This is a genomic window from Buttiauxella sp. AC142 (genome assembly GCF_979253435.1).
Genome location: NZ_CEEDCH010000001.1, coordinates 4,705,778 through 4,721,667 on the forward strand (window position 1 = coordinate 4,705,778; position 15,890 = coordinate 4,721,667).

Genomic DNA, 15,890 nt, shown 5'->3' on the forward strand with positions numbered 1-15,890 from the left:
ATCCGGAACAAGCTGAAAATTGAAACGACATGTCGTCTCATTCCTCCGTAATAAGGAATGGGAATACGATATGTTCGAGTCTCTCAAATTTTCACAACATCGATTGTGTCTCACGAGACACCTTCGGGTTGTGAGGTTAAGCGACTAAGCGTACACGGTGGATGCCCTGGCAGTCAGAGGCGATGAAGGACGTGCTAATCTGCGATAAGCGTCGGTAAGGTGATATGAACCGTTATAACCGACAATTTCCGAATGGGGAAACCCAGTGCAATTCGTTGCACTATCGTTAAGTGAATACATAGCTTAACGAAGCGAACCGGGGGAACTGAAACATCTAAGTACCCCGAGGAAAAGAAATCAACCGAGATTCCCCCAGTAGCGGCGAGCGAACGGGGAGCAGCCCAGAGTCTGAATCAGTTTGTGTATTAGTGGAAGCGTCTGGAAAGTCGCAGGGTACAGGGTGATACTCCCGTACACAAAAATGCACATGCTGTGAACTCGAAGAGTAGGGCGGGACACGTGGTATCCTGTCTGAATATGGGGGGACCATCCTCCAAGGCTAAATACTCCTGACTGACCGATAGTGAACCAGTACCGTGAGGGAAAGGCGAAAAGAACCCCGGCGAGGGGAGTGAAACAGAACCTGAAACCGTGTACGTACAAGCAGTGGGAGCCTCTTTTATGGGGTGACTGCGTACCTTTTGTATAATGGGTCAGCGACTTATATTCTGTAGCAAGGTTAACCGTATAGGGGAGCCGCAGGGAAACCGAGTCTTAACTGGGCGTTAAGTTGCAGGGTATAGACCCGAAACCCGGTGATCTAGCCATGGGCAGGTTGAAGGTTGGGTAACACTAACTGGAGGACCGAACCGACTAATGTTGAAAAATTAGCGGATGACTTGTGGCTGGGGGTGAAAGGCCAATCAAACCGGGAGATAGCTGGTTCTCCCCGAAAGCTATTTAGGTAGCGCCTCGTGAACTCATCTTCGGGGGTAGAGCACTGTTTCGGCTAGGGGGCCATCCCGGCTTACCAACCCGATGCAAACTACGAATACCGAAGAATGTTATCACGGGAGACACACGGCGGGTGCTAACGTCCGTCGTGAAGAGGGAAACAACCCAGACCGCCAGCTAAGGTCCCAAAGTCATGGTTAAGTGGGAAACGATGTGGGAAGGCACAGACAGCCAGGATGTTGGCTTAGAAGCAGCCATCATTTAAAGAAAGCGTAATAGCTCACTGGTCGAGTCGGCCTGCGCGGAAGATGTAACGGGGCTAAACCATGCACCGAAGCTGCGGCAGCGACGCTTATGCGTTGTTGGGTAGGGGAGCGTTCTGTAAGCCGTTGAAGCTGGACTGTGAGGTCTGGTGGAGGTATCAGAAGTGCGAATGCTGACATAAGTAACGATAAAGCGGGTGAAAAACCCGCTCGCCGGAAGACCAAGGGTTCCTGTCCAACGTTAATCGGGGCAGGGTGAGTCGACCCCTAAGGCGAGGCCGAAAGGCGTAGTCGATGGGAAACAGGTTAATATTCCTGTACTCGGTGTTACTGCGAAGGGGGGACGGAGAGGGCTATGTTAGCCGGGCGACGGTTGTCCCGGTTTAAGCATGTAGGCGGAGAGTTTAGGTAAATCCGGACTCTTATCTAACGCTGAGGTGTGATGACGAGGCACTACGGTGCTGAAGTAACAAATGCCGCACTTCCAGGAAAAGCCTCTAAGCATCAGGTAACAACGAATCGTACCCCAAACCGACACAGGTGGTCAGGTAGAGAATACCAAGGCGCTTGAGAGAACTCGGGTGAAGGAACTAGGCAAAATGGTGCCGTAACTTCGGGAGAAGGCACGCTGTCGGTAGGTGAAGTCCCTCGCGGATGGAGCTGAAGGCAGTCGAAGATACCAGCTGGCTGCAACTGTTTATTAAAAACACAGCACTGTGCAAACACGAAAGTGGACGTATACGGTGTGACGCCTGCCCGGTGCCGGAAGGTTAATTGATGGGGTTAAGCGCAAGCTGAAGCTCTTGATCGAAGCCCCGGTAAACGGCGGCCGTAACTATAACGGTCCTAAGGTAGCGAAATTCCTTGTCGGGTAAGTTCCGACCTGCACGAATGGCGTAATGATGGCCAGGCTGTCTCCACCCGAGACTCAGTGAAATTGAAATCGCTGTGAAGATGCAGTGTACCCGCGGCAAGACGGAAAGACCCCGTGAACCTTTACTATAGCTTGACACTGAACATTGAGCCTTGATGTGTAGGATAGGTGGGAGGCTTTGAAGTGTGGACGCCAGTCTGCATGGAGCCAACCTTGAAATACCACCCTTTAATGTTTGATGTTCTAACGTAGACCCGTGATCCGGGTTGCGGACAGTGTCTGGTGGGTAGTTTGACTGGGGCGGTCTCCTCCTAAAGCGTAACGGAGGAGCACGAAGGTTAGCTAATCACGGTCGGACATCGTGAGGTTAGTGCAAAGGCATAAGCTAGCTTGACTGCGAGAGTGACGGCTCGAGCAGGTGCGAAAGCAGGTCTTAGTGATCCGGTGGTTCTGAATGGAAGGGCCATCGCTCAACGGATAAAAGGTACTCCGGGGATAACAGGCTGATACCGCCCAAGAGTTCATATCGACGGCGGTGTTTGGCACCTCGATGTCGGCTCATCACATCCTGGGGCTGAAGTAGGTCCCAAGGGTATGGCTGTTCGCCATTTAAAGTGGTACGCGAGCTGGGTTTAGAACGTCGTGAGACAGTTCGGTCCCTATCTGCCGTGGGCGCTGGAGAATTGAGGGGGGCTGCTCCTAGTACGAGAGGACCGGAGTGGACGCATCACTGGTGTTCGGGTTGTCATGCCAATGGCATTGCCCGGTAGCTAAATGCGGAAAAGATAAGCGCTGAAAGCATCTAAGCGCGAAACTTGCCCCGAGATGAGTTCTCCCTGACCCTTTAAGGGTCCTGAAGGAACGTTGAAGACTACGACGTTGATAGGCTGGGTGTGTAAGCGTAGCGATACGTTGAGCTAACCAGTACTAATGATCCGTGAGGCTTAACCTTACAACACCGAAGGTGTTTTGGTTGAGAGACTAGAATATTTGATTTTCAGCTTGAACCGAGATTTTAAGTCGATGGTTGTGTGAACAGCATGACGGTTGATGAAACAGAATATGCCTGGCGGCAGTAGCGCGGTGGTCCCACCTGACCCCATGCCGAACTCAGAAGTGAAACGCCGTAGCGCCGATGGTAGTGTGGGGTCTCCCCATGCGAGAGTAGGGAACTGCCAGGCTCTAAATTCAAAGCAGTAAAAGCCAGAATGTGACATCTGGTGGTAGTAAGAAAGAAATTCGGTGGAGCGGTAGTTCAGTCGGTTAGAATACCTGCCTGTCACGCAGGGGGTCGCGGGTTCGAGTCCCGTCCGTTCCGCCACTTATTAAAAAAATTATGCCTGCTAAATTAGCGGGCATAATACTAAGCGTTATCTAGGGGCGTAGCTCAGTTGGTAGAGCACCGGTCTCCAAAACCGGGTGTCGCGAGTTCGAGTCTCTCCGCCCCTGCCATATATAATCCTTTGCTTCGGCAAAGGATTTTTTTTGCCTAAAATTCCCCTAAAATATCCCGCCGAACGACAAAAGCGCATTACTGCGCTATAAGTGGTGTCTTGAATAATTCTTTGATTGTGCTCTGTTTATCGCTATTTTGTAACCAAATTGCATACAAAGGGCGTGAAAGCGTAGTGCTATCAGGCACAAGATAAATACCTTCTCGTTTCTTGGCCCACTCCACGGGTAAAAATGAACATCCATTGAGCTGTTGTAATAGTTTGTAGGCGATTTGAGCTGAACTGGTTGTCAGAACCGGAACACCATCATTACTAATCAGACCCGTTTCATGCTGCTGAAAATCAGGCCCCCATTCCAGACGTAAATACTTTAACTCTGCTTTGGTTGTTTTCTGAGCAGCAGAAAAAAGTGCCAGGTCAAAATGTCCCAGTAATTGACTGGAAAACTCATCCATCTTAGGTGATTCAGTCGTGATCAGCAGATCAAGTTGTCGTTCGTGCAATTGCTTAACTAACGACTTTCGTTGGGATATACGAGCTTCAAATTGCAGGTCTTTATGTTGTTGATAAAGTGCCACAAGCCACTCTGAAAGCATGCATTCCCAAAGTGATGAGCTGGCACCAATCGTTAATTCATTGTGTTGGGAGGTGTGAGAAACCTCTTTTTTAGCCGTCAGCCAAATACTCATAAGATTTTCTGCATACGGCAGTAAACGCTCGCCAGCTGTCGTTAGCCGAATATTATTGCGATGGCGAGTAAAAAGATTTACACCGAGTTGGTTCTCTAATTGGCGAATACGGAAGCTAACGGCTGATTGCGTTAGATAAAGTGCCTCCGCAGCCCTCCCAAAATGTCGCGTTCGACTCACTTCGAGGAACGTTTTTAGTAATTCAGTATCCACGACCCACTCCCAAAAAAAATTTGTCGTTATGATTTAAATGTTTTGTTTGACGCTCTGTCAAGCGTAACTAATACTCCGCGCCATAAATAGCTCGACCAAGAGAATTAGGAGCGTGCAGGATGGCGGAAAGCTTTACGACGACTAATCGGTTTTTCGACAATAAACATTATCCGCGCGGGTTTGCTCGCCATGGTGATTTCACCATCAAAGAGGCCCAGCTGTTAGAGCGCCATGGTTATGCGTTCAATGAGCTGGATCTCGGCAAGCGTGAACCTGGTACTGAAGAAGAAGTACTGTTTGTTGCGGTTTGCCGTGGCGAGCGTGAGCCAGTAACTGATGCCGAACGTGTATGGAGCAAGTATATGACGCGAATCAAGCGTCCTAAGCGTTTCCACACACTCTCCGGTGGCAAGCCACAGGCAGATGCGGTTGAAGACTACACCGAAAGCGATGATTAATAGAAATGGGGCGAAAGCCCCATTTTTTTATCCTGCTAACTGCTGTAAATGAATCAATAAACGGTCGATTGCACGGTAGCTGAGTGCTTCCAGAAGATGTTCCCGCCCTATCTGTTCACTTTTCTGGATATCTGCAATGGTTCGAGCAACCTTTAATAAACGGTGCCAGGCTCGTATCGATAATCCTAGTTTCACCAGCGTCTCTTCCAGCCAGATCGCATCATTGTGCTCAATAGAACAATGCAGCTTGATTTCGTGGTTATCCAGCCTTGCATTGAGCTTTTGTTGGCGTTCATATTGTCGCCGCTGCGTGTCTATCACACGCGCCCTCACATCAACGCTGCTTTCAACGTTCAAACCCGGATTGCTTAAAATCCCTGGTGGAGGAAGAGGGACCTCGACGGATAAATCAAAACGATCCAAAAATGGCCCTGAAAGCCTGCTGAGGTAGCGAAGTGTCTGCTCAGGCGTGCAACGGTTATGCTTACCCTGATAATGCCCTGTCGGGCTAGGATTCATGGCAGCAAGTAGTTGGAATTTTGCTGGGTAACTAATTTTGGCTCGTGTTCGGGATATATGAATTTCACCCGATTCTATAGGCTCACGTAATGCATCCAGAACCCGGCGTTCAAATTCAGGAAGCTCATCGAGGAACAGCACGCCATTGTGCGCCAGTGATATTTCTCCGGGCCTTGGAATCGTTCCTCCTCCTACCATAGCAGTCAACGAAGCACTGTGATGAGGCGCTCTGAACGGGCGCTGACGCCATTGTTGTTGTAATGAGTGTGGATTGACCAGGCTTATGATCGCCGCACTCTCCAGCGCTTCACCATCGTTCAATGGGGGGAGCAATGTATTGAGGCGGCTGACTAGCATGGTTTTGCCCGTGCCGGGTGGCCCAATAAGCAGAAGGTTATGCCCACCAGCTGCCGTTATCTCCAGCGCTCGTTTCCCTTGCGATTGCCCAAAAATCTCATTGAGATCTTGTCCATATTCAACCGCTGGCTGCGGCAGCTTTTCTGGCGCGAATAACTCACCTTTTCCTTCAAGGAATGCGCAGACTTGAGTGAGGTGGTTTGCAATAAGGCAGCCGGGCTGCTCAATCAAACCGAGTTCTTCGGCATTTTCATCTGCAATAATGATCTTCTTTCCAGCTTTTAATGCCTCCATTGCTGATGAAATTGCACCTGGAACGCCGCGTAGTGCTCCCGTAAGCGCAAGTTCACCCACGAACTCGTATTGCTCCAGTTTATCAATTGAAAGCTGCTCTGAAGCCGCCAGCAAGGCCAGAGCGATGGGTAGGTCATATCGTCCGCCTTCTTTGGGAAGATCCGCGGGTGCAAGATTTATCGTGATTTTGCGGGCTGGAAAGATATATCCACTGTTGATAATGGCGCTTCGCACCCGGTCCCGTGCTTCTCGTACTGTGGTTTCCGGCAAACCAACGAGGGTTAAGCCCGGCAACCCCTGGCTGATATGGACCTCAACGGTGACCAATGGAGCTGCAATGCCTAATGCCGCCCTTGTGTTTACAACTGCCAGTGACATAGTTCGCTCCTTCGGAATGAGCTTTATCCTGTCAGTTTGATAATGTGGACTAAAGAATCAAACGAGAGTTCTTCGAAATGCTTTCCAGACTTTTCGCTGGGATTTCTTTTCGCAGCAATTTTTCTGCGACACGCCCCGCAAAAAAATTATTTTTTCGCTAAGACTGGGTGAGAACAATAAGAATTGGCTCTTTATGAAATATTTTCACTATCTTGTTATCTACTGAAAATAAAACCCTTTTATCAGATTTTATTTTTATTCACTCAAATCCTTCATAAAAAATTCTTGTGCTTTGATTACACACTGTGATAACTCTGTAGGCATTACTTCGAACAAGTAGACAGAATAAACAAACATGAAAGCCCTTCTACAAGTGATTAGCCTGGTCGTGATTAGCGTGGTGGTGATTATTATCCCACCGTGCGGGGCTGCACTTGGAGAAAGAAAGGCTTAAAAATCAAGCCTGAATCGAAAAGAACCCCCGCACCGAAAGGTCCGGGGGTTTTTTGTTGGGTAAAAAATTTGGAGAGGAACAGATAATGCGTTACAGAATAAAATTCTGTTTCTCCAGTAGTGAGGCGGGGAACTAACTATGAATGGTGCACAGTGGGTGGTACATGCGTTGCGAGCGCAGGGTGTTAAGACAGTTTTCGGCTATCCGGGTGGCGCAATCATGCCGGTCTACGATGCTTTATACGACGGCGGGGTCGAACATTTGCTCTGCCGGCATGAGCAAGGCGCCGCAATGGCCGCCATTGGCTATGCACGTTCTACTGGAAAAACAGGGGTTTGCATCGCCACTTCTGGACCTGGCGCAACAAATCTAATCACTGGCCTTGCCGATGCGCTGTTAGACTCCGTTCCCGTCGTTGCCATCACAGGTCAGGTCGCGGCCCCATTCATTGGTACCGATGCGTTCCAGGAAGTGGATGTTTTAGGATTATCCCTCGCGTGCACTAAACATAGTTTCCTCGTTGAATCTTTTGAAGATTTACCTCGCGTGCTCGCTGAAGCATTTGAAATCGCAAATTCTGGCCGTCCCGGCCCGGTATTAGTCGACATCCCTAAAGACATTCAGTTAGCGCAAGGGGATCTGGAGCGGTGGTTGTCGACGGTTGAAGATGATTTCGCAATGCCACATGCCGAGCTGCAACAGGCTCATGAAATGATAGCGAACGCTCGCAAACCTATGTTGTATGTCGGTGGTGGTGTCGGTATGGCACAGGCAGTTCCGGCGCTGCGCGAATTTATCGCCGTCACTAATATGCCTTCCACCGTCACGCTGAAAGGCCTGGGTGCGGTTCCGGCGGACAATCCGTTTTATACCGGTATGTTGGGCATGCACGGCACCAAAGCGGCGAACCTTGCGGTGCAAGAGTGCGACTTGCTGATTGCCGTCGGCGCACGCTTTGATGACCGCGTTACTGGCAAGCTGAATACCTTTGCCCCGCACGCGAAAGTGATCCATATGGACATCGACCCGGCTGAATTAAGCAAATTGCGCCAGGCACACGTTGGGTTGCAGGGGGATTTGGTCCAGTTATTACAGGCGTTGCAGCAACCTCTGGATATCGCTGACTGGCAGCAAGATGTTGCCACTTTGCGCGCTGAAAACCCATGGCGTTACGATCATCCCGGCGAAGCCATTTTTGCTCCGTTATTACTAAAACAAATCTCTGACCGCAAGCCACAGGAATGCGTGGTGACTACCGATGTGGGCCAGCATCAGATGTGGACCGCTCAGCATATGTCCTTCACGCGCCCGGAGAACTTCATCACCTCCAGCGGTCTGGGGACGATGGGCTTCGGTTTGCCAGCCGCTGTAGGTGCGCAAGTGGCTCGACCGAACGATACGGTTATCTGTATCTCGGGTGACGGCTCCTTCATGATGAACGTTCAGGAGCTGGGCACCGTAAAACGAAAACAGCTGCCGTTGAAAATCGTTTTACTGGATAACCAGCGTTTAGGAATGGTTCGCCAGTGGCAGCAAATGTTTTTCTCCGAACGTTATAGTGAAACCAACCTCTCCGATAACCCTGATTTCCTCATGCTGGCCAGCGCCTTTGGTATCCCAGGCCAACACATTACTCGTAAAGACCAGGTAGAAGCTGCCATCGAAACGATGCTGAACAGCGATGGCCCATACATGCTTCACGTCTCAATTGATGAGTACGAAAACGTCTGGCCGTTGGTACCACCCGGTGCCAGTAACTCACAAATGCTGGAGAAATTATCATGATGCAACATCAGCTCGCAGTAACGGCCCGTTTTCGTCCAGAAACCCTGGAGCGCGTGTTACGCGTCGTGCGCCATCGCGGTTTTCAGGTGTGTTCTATGAACATGGTCACGCTGGGGAATACTGACGATATTAATATTGAATTGACCGTTGCCAGCCTGCGCCCAGTCGAATTACTGTTTAGTCAATTAAGCAAACTGGTGGACGTTGGTCGCGTCGAAATCCAGCAACAAACAACACAACAAATCCGCGCCTGAGCGCAGAAGGAAGAGAACAATGACGACGAAGAAAGCTGATTACATCTGGTTCAATGGTGAGATGACGCCGTGGGGCGAGGCAAAGGTCCATGTAATGTCCCATGCGCTGCATTACGGCACATCGGTATTTGAAGGTATCCGTTGCTACGAATCTCACATTGGCCCAGTGGTGTTCCGCCATCGTGAACACATGCAGCGTTTGCGTGACTCCGCAAAAATCTATCGTTTCCCTGTATCACAAAGTGTTGATGAGCTGATGGAGGCCTGCCGTAGCGTTATTCGTAAAAATAACCTGACCAGCGCGTATATCCGCCCATTAGTGTTTGTTGGTGATGTCGGTATGGGCGTGAACCCGCCAGACGGTTACACCACGGATGTGATCATCGCAGCCTTCCCATGGGGTGCATATCTCGGCGCAGAAGCGCTGGATCAAGGGATCGACGCGATGGTTTCCTCCTGGAACCGTGTAGCACCAAATACCATTCCAACTGCGGCGAAAGCGGGTGGTAACTATCTTTCTTCCTTGCTGGTTGGCAGCGAAGCTCGTCGCCATGGTTATCAAGAAGGCATCGCGCTGGACGTGAACGGCTACCTGTCAGAAGGCGCAGGTGAAAACCTGTTTGAAGTGAAAGACGGCATCCTGTTTACCCCGCCATTTACCTCTTCCGCATTACCAGGCATTACCCGTGACGCGATTATCACACTGGCAAAAGATCTGGGTATCGAAGTGCGTGAGCAAGTGTTGTCTCGCGAATCTCTGTACCTGGCAGACGAAGTGTTCATGTCAGGCACTGCTGCGGAAATCACGCCAGTTCGTAGCGTAGACCGCATTCAAGTGGGTGAAGGCCGTTGTGGCCCGGTCACTAAACGCATTCAACAGGCATTCTTTGGTCTGTTCACTGGCGAAACAGAAGATAAATGGGGCTGGTTAGATCAGGTCAACCCTAAGTAAAAATATAACTAAGCGGATGGTGATTACCGTCCGCTCGACAGACAGACTGGAGTAAATAAGCATGCCTAAGTACCGTTCAGCCACCACCACCCACGGCCGTAATATGGCGGGTGCCCGCGCATTGTGGCGCGCAACCGGGATGACCGATGACGATTTCGGCAAGCCAATTATTGCGGTTGTGAACTCCTTTACTCAATTCGTACCAGGACACGTTCACCTGCGCGATTTGGGTAAGTTGGTTGCAGAGCAAATCGAAGCCTCCGGTGGCGTAGCTAAAGAATTCAACACCATTGCCGTTGATGACGGTATCGCCATGGGCCACGGCGGCATGCTTTATTCTCTGCCGTCGCGCGAGCTTATCGCCGACTCCGTGGAGTACATGGTCAACGCACACTGCGCCGATGCCATGGTGTGTATCTCCAACTGCGACAAAATCACCCCTGGGATGTTGATGGCCTCTTTGCGCCTGAACATTCCGGTCATCTTCGTTTCCGGCGGCCCGATGGAAGCCGGGAAAACCAAACTGTCTGACCAAATCATCAAGCTCGACCTGGTTGATGCGATGATCCAGGGCGCTGACCCGAAAGTGAGCGACGAGCAAAGCGAGCAGGTAGAACGCTCTGCATGCCCAACTTGTGGCTCCTGTTCCGGTATGTTCACGGCTAACTCCATGAACTGCCTGACAGAAGCGCTGGGCCTGTCTCAGCCGGGTAACGGTTCTCTGCTGGCAACGCACTCCGATCGTAAAGAGTTGTTCCTGAATGCCGGTAAACGCATCGTCGCGCTGACCAAACGTTATTACGAGCAGGATGATGAAAGTGCATTGCCACGTAGCATCGCCAGCAAAGAAGCGTTTGAGAACGCCATGACGCTGGATGTTGCGATGGGCGGCTCAACGAATACCGTTCTGCACTTACTGGCGGCCGCTCAGGAAGCAGAACTCGATTTCACCATGACGGATATCGACCAGCTTTCTCGCAAAGTGCCTCAGCTGTGTAAAGTCGCGCCGAGCACCCAGAAATACCATATGGAAGACGTGCACCGTGCGGGTGGCGTAATCGGTATTTTGGGCGAACTGGATCGTGGTGGCTTACTGCATCGCAATGTGAAAAACGTTCTGGGTCTGACCCTGACGCAAACGCTGGAACAGTACGATGTCATGCTGACCAAAGACGAAAGCGTGAAAAGCATGTTCTCCGCAGGTCCGGCGGGCATTCGTACCACAAAAGCTTTCTCACAGTCCTGCCGCTGGGATTCTCTGGATGTTGACCGCCAAAACGGTTGTATCCGTTCCAAAGAAAATGCCTATAGCCAGGAAGGTGGTTTGGCGGTGCTTTACGGCAACTTTGCCGAAAATGGCTGCATTGTTAAAACAGCGGGTGTGGACGACGAAAGCCTGGTATTCCGTGGCCCTGCAAAAGTTTACGAAAGCCAGGATGATGCGGTTGAGGCAATCCTTGGTGGCAAAGTGGTAGCGGGTGATGTTGTTGTTATTCGTTACGAAGGGCCAAAAGGCGGGCCGGGCATGCAAGAAATGCTCTACCCAACAACCTTCCTGAAATCTATGGGGCTGGGCAGGGCCTGTGCGCTGGTCACTGATGGGCGCTTCTCCGGCGGGACTTCCGGCCTTTCTATCGGCCACGTTTCTCCGGAAGCAGCAAGCGGTGGCAATATCGCGCTGATTGAAGATGGCGACATGATTGCCATCGACATCCCAAACCGTGGCATCCAACTGGAATTGAACGAACAGCAAATGGCTGCACGTCGTGAAGCGCAAGAAGCTCGCGGTGCGCAAGCCTGGACTCCACGTGCGCGTGAACGCCAGGTTTCCTTCGCTCTGCGCGCTTACGCAATGCTTGCCACCAGTGCCGATAAGGGCGCGGTGCGCGATAAAAGTAAGCTTGGAGGCTAATGATGGCCGAGTCACAACCGCTACCTGACGCCCCTTGTGGGGCGGAGTATCTGCGAGCTGTGCTGCGCGCTCCGGTTTACGAAGTCGCGCAGGTCACACCGTTACAGAAGATGGAAAAGCTCTCCTCACGGCTGGATAACGTCATTCTGGTGAAGCGTGAAGACCGCCAGCCCGTGCACAGTTTCAAACTGCGCGGCGCATACGCCATGATTGCCGGGCTTAACAGCGAACAAAAAGCCAGTGGCGTGATTACCGCTTCAGCGGGCAATCACGCTCAAGGTGTTGCGCTTTCTTCAACACGTTTAGGTATCAAGTCTTTGATAGTGATGCCGGTTTCGACAGCGGATATCAAAGTCGATGCCGTCCGCGCATTTGGCGGTGAAGTTCTGCTACACGGTGCCAACTTTGATGAAGCGAAAGCTCGAGCCATCGAACTTTCTCAGCAGCAAGGTTTCACTTACGTTCCTCCGTTTGACCACCCGGCAGTCATTGCCGGGCAGGGCACTCTGGCGCTGGAACTGCTGCAACAAGATGCACATATCGACCGCATCTTTGTTCCGGTTGGCGGCGGCGGTCTGGCAGCGGGTGTGGCGGTGTTGATTAAACAGCTAATGCCACAAATCAAAGTGATTGCCGTTGAAGCGGAAGATTCAGCCTGCCTGAAAGCGGCACTCGATGCGGGCAAGCCCGTTGATTTGGCGCGCGTCGGTTTGTTTGCTGAAGGCGTCGCGGTTAAGCGCATCGGCGATGAAACGTTCCGTCTGTGCCAGGAATACCTCGACGACATCATCACGGTGGATAGCGATGCTATCTGCGCTGCGATGAAAGATCTGTTCGAAGATGTTCGTGCTGTTGCTGAGCCGTCTGGCGCGCTGGCGCTGGCGGGGATGAAAAAGTACATCCAGCAGCATCAGATCCGTGGTGAACGCCTCGCTCACGTATTATCCGGGGCAAACGTTAACTTCCACGGCCTGCGTTACGTTTCTGAACGTTGCGAGCTGGGTGAACAGCGTGAGGCATTGCTGGCGGTCACCATTCCTGAGCAGCAAGGCAGTTTCCTGAAATTCTGCCAGGTGCTGGGTGGTCGACCGGTCACTGAGTTTAACTATCGCTATTCGAATTCGTCAGAAGCCTGCATTTTCGTCGGTGTTCGGTTGACGCGTGGCGTGGAAGAACGACATGAAATTATCGAACTATTGAATGCTGGCGGCTATGGCGTTGTCGATTTGTCTGATGACGAAATGGCGAAACTGCACGTGCGCTACATGGTGGGCGGGCGTCCGTCTAAGCCACTGCGCGAGCGGTTGTACAGTTTCGAATTCCCTGAGTCGCCAGGCGCTTTGCTGAAATTCCTGCAAACGCTCGGCACACACTGGAATATTTCCCTGTTCCACTACCGCAGCCATGGCACCGACTATGGCCGTGTTTTGGCGGCGTTTGAACTGGGTGAAAACGAACCGGATTTTGAAACCCGTCTCAATGAGTTGGGTTACGATTGCCATGACGAAACCAACAACCCGGCATTCCGCTTCTTCCTCGCGGGTTAGTGGTTACCGGGCAGTAATTTCCAGAACGCATGCACAAGCGGCTCATTGAGCCGCTTTTTTTGTACGCAAACGCCCAGCTCAAACGGCGTGGTTTCATCGTTTCGTTCCAGAACCTGCACGCGGTTGCGCACCGGTTCGGGACTATTTTCCAGCACGATTTCTGGAATCAGCGCCACGCCACAACCCAGCGCTACCATTGAAACCATCGCCTCATGGCCCGCAACCGTCGCATAAATAAACGGATTACTGATTTTTTGGCGGCGGAACCACAGCTCAATTCGACGACGCACTGGACCTTGATCCGGCAAAATAAACGGCACTTTCGCCCAATCAGGATCGGGCTGATTAACCTGAGCACGCACCGGGCAGGCCAGTGCGGGTGCGATAAGTGCCACGGATAAGTTATCCAGAATCGAGAAAGCAACGCCGGGCGGTAACGTTTCTGGCTTACCGGCAATCGCAAGATCCGCTTCATCTGAATCCACTTTTTCTACCGCATCGGCGGCATCGCCGGTGGTTAGTTTGATCTCCACATTGGGATGCTCAGCACGGAATCTGTCGAGAATTGGCGGTAAATGACTGTACGCGGCGGTGACGGAGCAAAAAAGATGTAGCTCGCCGGTGAGTGATGGTCCTTCTTGCCCGATGGTGTGGCGCATTTGCTGATATTGCAAAAGCGTATGTTGAGCGAACTGTTTGAGTTGTTCTCCGGCCTCAGTCAGCGTAACGGTGCGGTTATCGCGTAAAAACAAAGGCTGGCCTAAATTGTCTTCCAGGCGCTGGATTTGACGCGAAAGCGTGGATGGGCTGACGTGCATAGCCCTGGCGCTTCTGCCGAAATGGCGGCTTTCTGCGAGGTGAAGAAACGTTTTCAGGTCGCGTAAATCCATGGTCATCAGCCCTCGTCTTTACGTTGCATAAATTGCAACGTCACGTTGTTAATATATCAATTTAAGCAACGCATTTCCTGTCATATAGTGAGTTCATTATCGCAAGCAAGACACGGCTGGCGAACCTTATAAAAGCACAACACAACGACTACGGAGTACCACCACGATGGCTAATTATTTCAACACTTTGAACCTGCGTCAGCAGTTGGCGCAACTGGGTAAATGTCGTTTCATGGCGCGTGCAGAATTCGCCGATGAAGCAAGCTACCTCAAAGGCAAAAAAGTCGTCATCGTCGGCTGTGGCGCACAAGGCCTGAACCAGGGGCTGAACATGCGCGACTCCGGTCTGGATGTTGCTTACGCTCTGCGCGCAGAAGCTATCGCTGAAAAACGCGCTTCATGGCGTAAAGCGACCGAAAACGGTTTTAAAGTTGGCACCTACGAAGAACTGATCCCGCAAGCGGATCTGGTTGTTAACCTGACGCCAGACAAGCAGCACTCTGCGGTTGTTAAGGCTGTTCAGCCGATGATGAAAGATGGTGCAGCATTGGGTTACTCCCACGGTTTTAACGTGGTTGAAGTGGGCGAGCAAATCCGTAAGGACATCACCGTGGTGATGGTTGCGCCAAAATGCCCGGGTACTGAAGTTCGTGAAGAATACAAACGTGGTTTCGGTGTTCCGACTCTGATTGCGGTTCACCCAGAAAACGATCCGAAAGGCGAAGGCATGGCTATCGCTAAAGCCTGGGCTGCTGCAACTGGCGGTCATCGTGCTGGTGTTCTGGAATCTTCTTTTGTTGCAGAAGTTAAATCTGACCTGATGGGTGAGCAAACTATTCTGTGCGGCATGCTGCAAGCGGGTTCCCTGCTGTGCTTCGACAAGCTGGTGGAAGAAGGCACCGACCCAACGTATGCAGAAAAACTGATTCAGTTCGGCTGGGAAACCATCACCGAAGCGCTGAAACAAGGCGGCATTACGCTGATGATGGACCGCTTGTCCAACCCGGCAAAAATCCGTGCTTATGCGCTGTCAGAGCAACTGAAAACAATTATGGCTCCGCTGTTCCAGAAACATATGGACGACATCATCTCCGGCGAATTCTCTTCCGGCATGATGGCTGACTGGGCAAATGACGATAAGAACCTGCTGACCTGGCGTGAAGAGACCGGTAAAACTGCTTTCGAAACCGCTGCACAGTTTGACGGTAAAATTTCCGAACAGGAATACTTCGATAAAGGTGTTCTGATGATCGCAATGGTGAAAGCGGGCGTTGAGCTGGCATTCGAAACCATGGTTGATGCGGGCATCATCGAAGAATCAGCTTACTACGAATCTCTGCACGAGCTGCCGCTGATTGCGAACACCATCGCCCGTAAGCGCCTGTATGAAATGAACGTGGTTATCTCTGATACCGCTGAGTACGGCAACTACCTGTTCTCTTACGCGGCAGTGCCATTGCTGAAAGAGTTCATGACCACGCTGCAGGCAGGTGATCTGGGTAAAGAAATCCCAGCCGGTGCGGTTGATAACGCACAACTGCGTGATGTTAACGAAGCGATTCGTAACCATGAAATCGAAACCGTTGGTAAGAAACTGCGCGGTTATATGAAAGATATGAAACGTATTGCTGTCGCGGGTTAAT

11 protein-coding genes, 2 tRNA genes and 2 rRNA genes are annotated in these 15,890 nt (G+C 51.4%); 12 read left to right on the forward strand and 3 right to left on the reverse strand.

Features of this window, described 5'->3' with window-relative positions; translation table 11 throughout:
• Positions 1 to 134 precede the first annotated feature (134 nt).
• The 4 genes from AC0IWZ_RS21945 (at position 135) to AC0IWZ_RS21960 (ending at position 3,543) form a co-directional block, all read left to right on the forward strand.
• Positions 135 to 3,043, forward strand: a 23S ribosomal RNA gene (locus AC0IWZ_RS21945).
• A gap of 113 nt (positions 3,044 to 3,156) precedes the next feature.
• Positions 3,157 to 3,272: ribosomal RNA gene (gene rrf, locus AC0IWZ_RS21950) — 5S ribosomal RNA — on the forward strand.
• Positions 3,273 to 3,335: 63 nt separating this feature from the next.
• Positions 3,336 to 3,412, forward strand: a tRNA-Asp gene (locus AC0IWZ_RS21955).
• A 55-nt stretch (positions 3,413 to 3,467) separates the two neighbouring features.
• Positions 3,468 to 3,543 (forward strand) — tRNA-Trp (locus AC0IWZ_RS21960).
• Positions 3,544 to 3,622: 79 nt separating this feature from the next.
• On the opposite strand, the gene hdfR is transcribed toward AC0IWZ_RS21960, so the two are convergent.
• On the reverse strand, positions 3,623 to 4,447 hold the full coding sequence (gene hdfR / locus AC0IWZ_RS21965; protein WP_471678482.1) for an HTH-type transcriptional regulator HdfR: 825 nt from the start codon (positions 4,445 to 4,447) through the stop codon (positions 3,623 to 3,625).
• Positions 4,448 to 4,566: 119 nt separating this feature from the next.
• Here hdfR and AC0IWZ_RS21970 point away from each other — a divergent pair, with 119 nt between their 5' ends.
• Positions 4,567 to 4,905, forward strand: a complete 339-nt coding sequence (locus tag AC0IWZ_RS21970; protein WP_034492261.1) for a MaoP family protein — start codon at positions 4,567 to 4,569, stop codon at positions 4,903 to 4,905.
• Positions 4,906 to 4,932: 27 nt separating this feature from the next.
• Here the strand turns inward: AC0IWZ_RS21970 and AC0IWZ_RS21975 are convergent, their stop codons facing one another.
• Positions 4,933 to 6,453: a YifB family Mg chelatase-like AAA ATPase gene (locus tag AC0IWZ_RS21975; RefSeq protein ID WP_034492258.1), complete on the reverse strand. Its 1,521-nt coding sequence runs from the start codon at positions 6,451 to 6,453 to the stop codon at positions 4,933 to 4,935.
• A 355-nt stretch (positions 6,454 to 6,808) separates the two neighbouring features.
• On the opposite strand from AC0IWZ_RS21975, the gene ilvL reads away from it, so the two are divergent.
• From ilvL to ilvA, 6 genes are all read left to right on the forward strand, one after another.
• Complete coding sequence (ilvL, locus tag AC0IWZ_RS21980) at positions 6,809 to 6,907, forward strand: ilv operon leader peptide (protein WP_072009493.1); 99 nt, start codon at positions 6,809 to 6,811, stop codon at positions 6,905 to 6,907.
• A gap of 138 nt (positions 6,908 to 7,045) precedes the next feature.
• On the forward strand, positions 7,046 to 8,692 hold the full coding sequence (ilvG, locus tag AC0IWZ_RS21985) for an acetolactate synthase 2 catalytic subunit (protein ID WP_471678480.1): 1,647 nt from the start codon (positions 7,046 to 7,048) through the stop codon (positions 8,690 to 8,692).
• Positions 8,689 to 8,946: an acetolactate synthase 2 small subunit gene (ilvM, locus tag AC0IWZ_RS21990; RefSeq protein ID WP_034492255.1), complete on the forward strand. Its 258-nt coding sequence runs from the start codon at positions 8,689 to 8,691 to the stop codon at positions 8,944 to 8,946. Before ilvG ends, ilvM begins: the two co-directional genes overlap by 4 nt.
• A gap of 19 nt (positions 8,947 to 8,965) precedes the next feature.
• A complete protein-coding gene (locus AC0IWZ_RS21995; RefSeq protein ID WP_034461730.1) occupies positions 8,966 to 9,898 on the forward strand; it encodes a branched-chain amino acid transaminase in 933 nt (310 codons plus the stop codon).
• A gap of 61 nt (positions 9,899 to 9,959) precedes the next feature.
• Complete coding sequence (ilvD, locus tag AC0IWZ_RS22000) at positions 9,960 to 11,810, forward strand: dihydroxy-acid dehydratase (protein ID WP_471678479.1); 1,851 nt, start codon at positions 9,960 to 9,962, stop codon at positions 11,808 to 11,810.
• A 2-nt stretch (positions 11,811 to 11,812) separates the two neighbouring features.
• Positions 11,813 to 13,357 (forward strand): threonine ammonia-lyase, biosynthetic, encoded by a 1,545-nt coding sequence (gene ilvA, locus AC0IWZ_RS22005; RefSeq protein WP_156104836.1) that lies wholly within the window; start codon positions 11,813 to 11,815, stop codon positions 13,355 to 13,357.
• Here ilvA and ilvY read toward each other — a convergent pair.
• Positions 13,354 to 14,247 carry an HTH-type transcriptional activator IlvY gene (ilvY, locus tag AC0IWZ_RS22010; protein ID WP_471680529.1) on the reverse strand — a complete coding sequence of 298 codons (894 nt, stop codon included), beginning with the start codon at positions 14,245 to 14,247 and terminating at the stop codon, positions 13,354 to 13,356. The two genes, ilvA and ilvY, sit on opposite strands and share 4 nt — an antisense overlap.
• Before the next feature lie 166 nt (positions 14,248 to 14,413).
• Here ilvY and ilvC point away from each other — a divergent pair, with 166 nt between their 5' ends.
• Positions 14,414 to 15,889: a ketol-acid reductoisomerase gene (gene ilvC / locus AC0IWZ_RS22015; RefSeq protein WP_034492245.1), complete on the forward strand. Its 1,476-nt coding sequence runs from the start codon at positions 14,414 to 14,416 to the stop codon at positions 15,887 to 15,889.
• The last annotated feature ends 1 nt before the right edge of the window (position 15,890 follow it).

Excerpts from the sequence above, each read along its gene's own strand:
- AC0IWZ_RS21970 (WP_034492261.1), top strand. The coding sequence starts at position 4,567 with ATGGCGGAAAGCTTTACGACGACTAATCGGTTTTTCGACAATAAACAT.
- ilvL (WP_072009493.1), top strand. The coding sequence starts at position 6,809 with ATGAAAGCCCTTCTACAAGTGATTAGCCTGGTCGTGATTAGCGTGGTG.
- ilvG (WP_471678480.1), top strand. The coding sequence starts at position 7,046 with ATGAATGGTGCACAGTGGGTGGTACATGCGTTGCGAGCGCAGGGTGTT.
- ilvD (WP_471678479.1), top strand. The coding sequence starts at position 9,960 with ATGCCTAAGTACCGTTCAGCCACCACCACCCACGGCCGTAATATGGCG.
- ilvM (WP_034492255.1), top strand. The coding sequence starts at position 8,689 with ATGATGCAACATCAGCTCGCAGTAACGGCCCGTTTTCGTCCAGAAACC.
- ilvC (WP_034492245.1), top strand. The coding sequence starts at position 14,414 with ATGGCTAATTATTTCAACACTTTGAACCTGCGTCAGCAGTTGGCGCAA.
- AC0IWZ_RS21975 (WP_034492258.1), bottom strand. The coding sequence starts at position 6,453 with ATGTCACTGGCAGTTGTAAACACAAGGGCGGCATTAGGCATTGCAGCT.
- AC0IWZ_RS21995 (WP_034461730.1), top strand. The coding sequence starts at position 8,966 with ATGACGACGAAGAAAGCTGATTACATCTGGTTCAATGGTGAGATGACG.
- ilvA (WP_156104836.1), top strand. The coding sequence starts at position 11,813 with ATGGCCGAGTCACAACCGCTACCTGACGCCCCTTGTGGGGCGGAGTAT.
- ilvY (WP_471680529.1), bottom strand. The coding sequence starts at position 14,247 with ATGGATTTACGCGACCTGAAAACGTTTCTTCACCTCGCAGAAAGCCGC.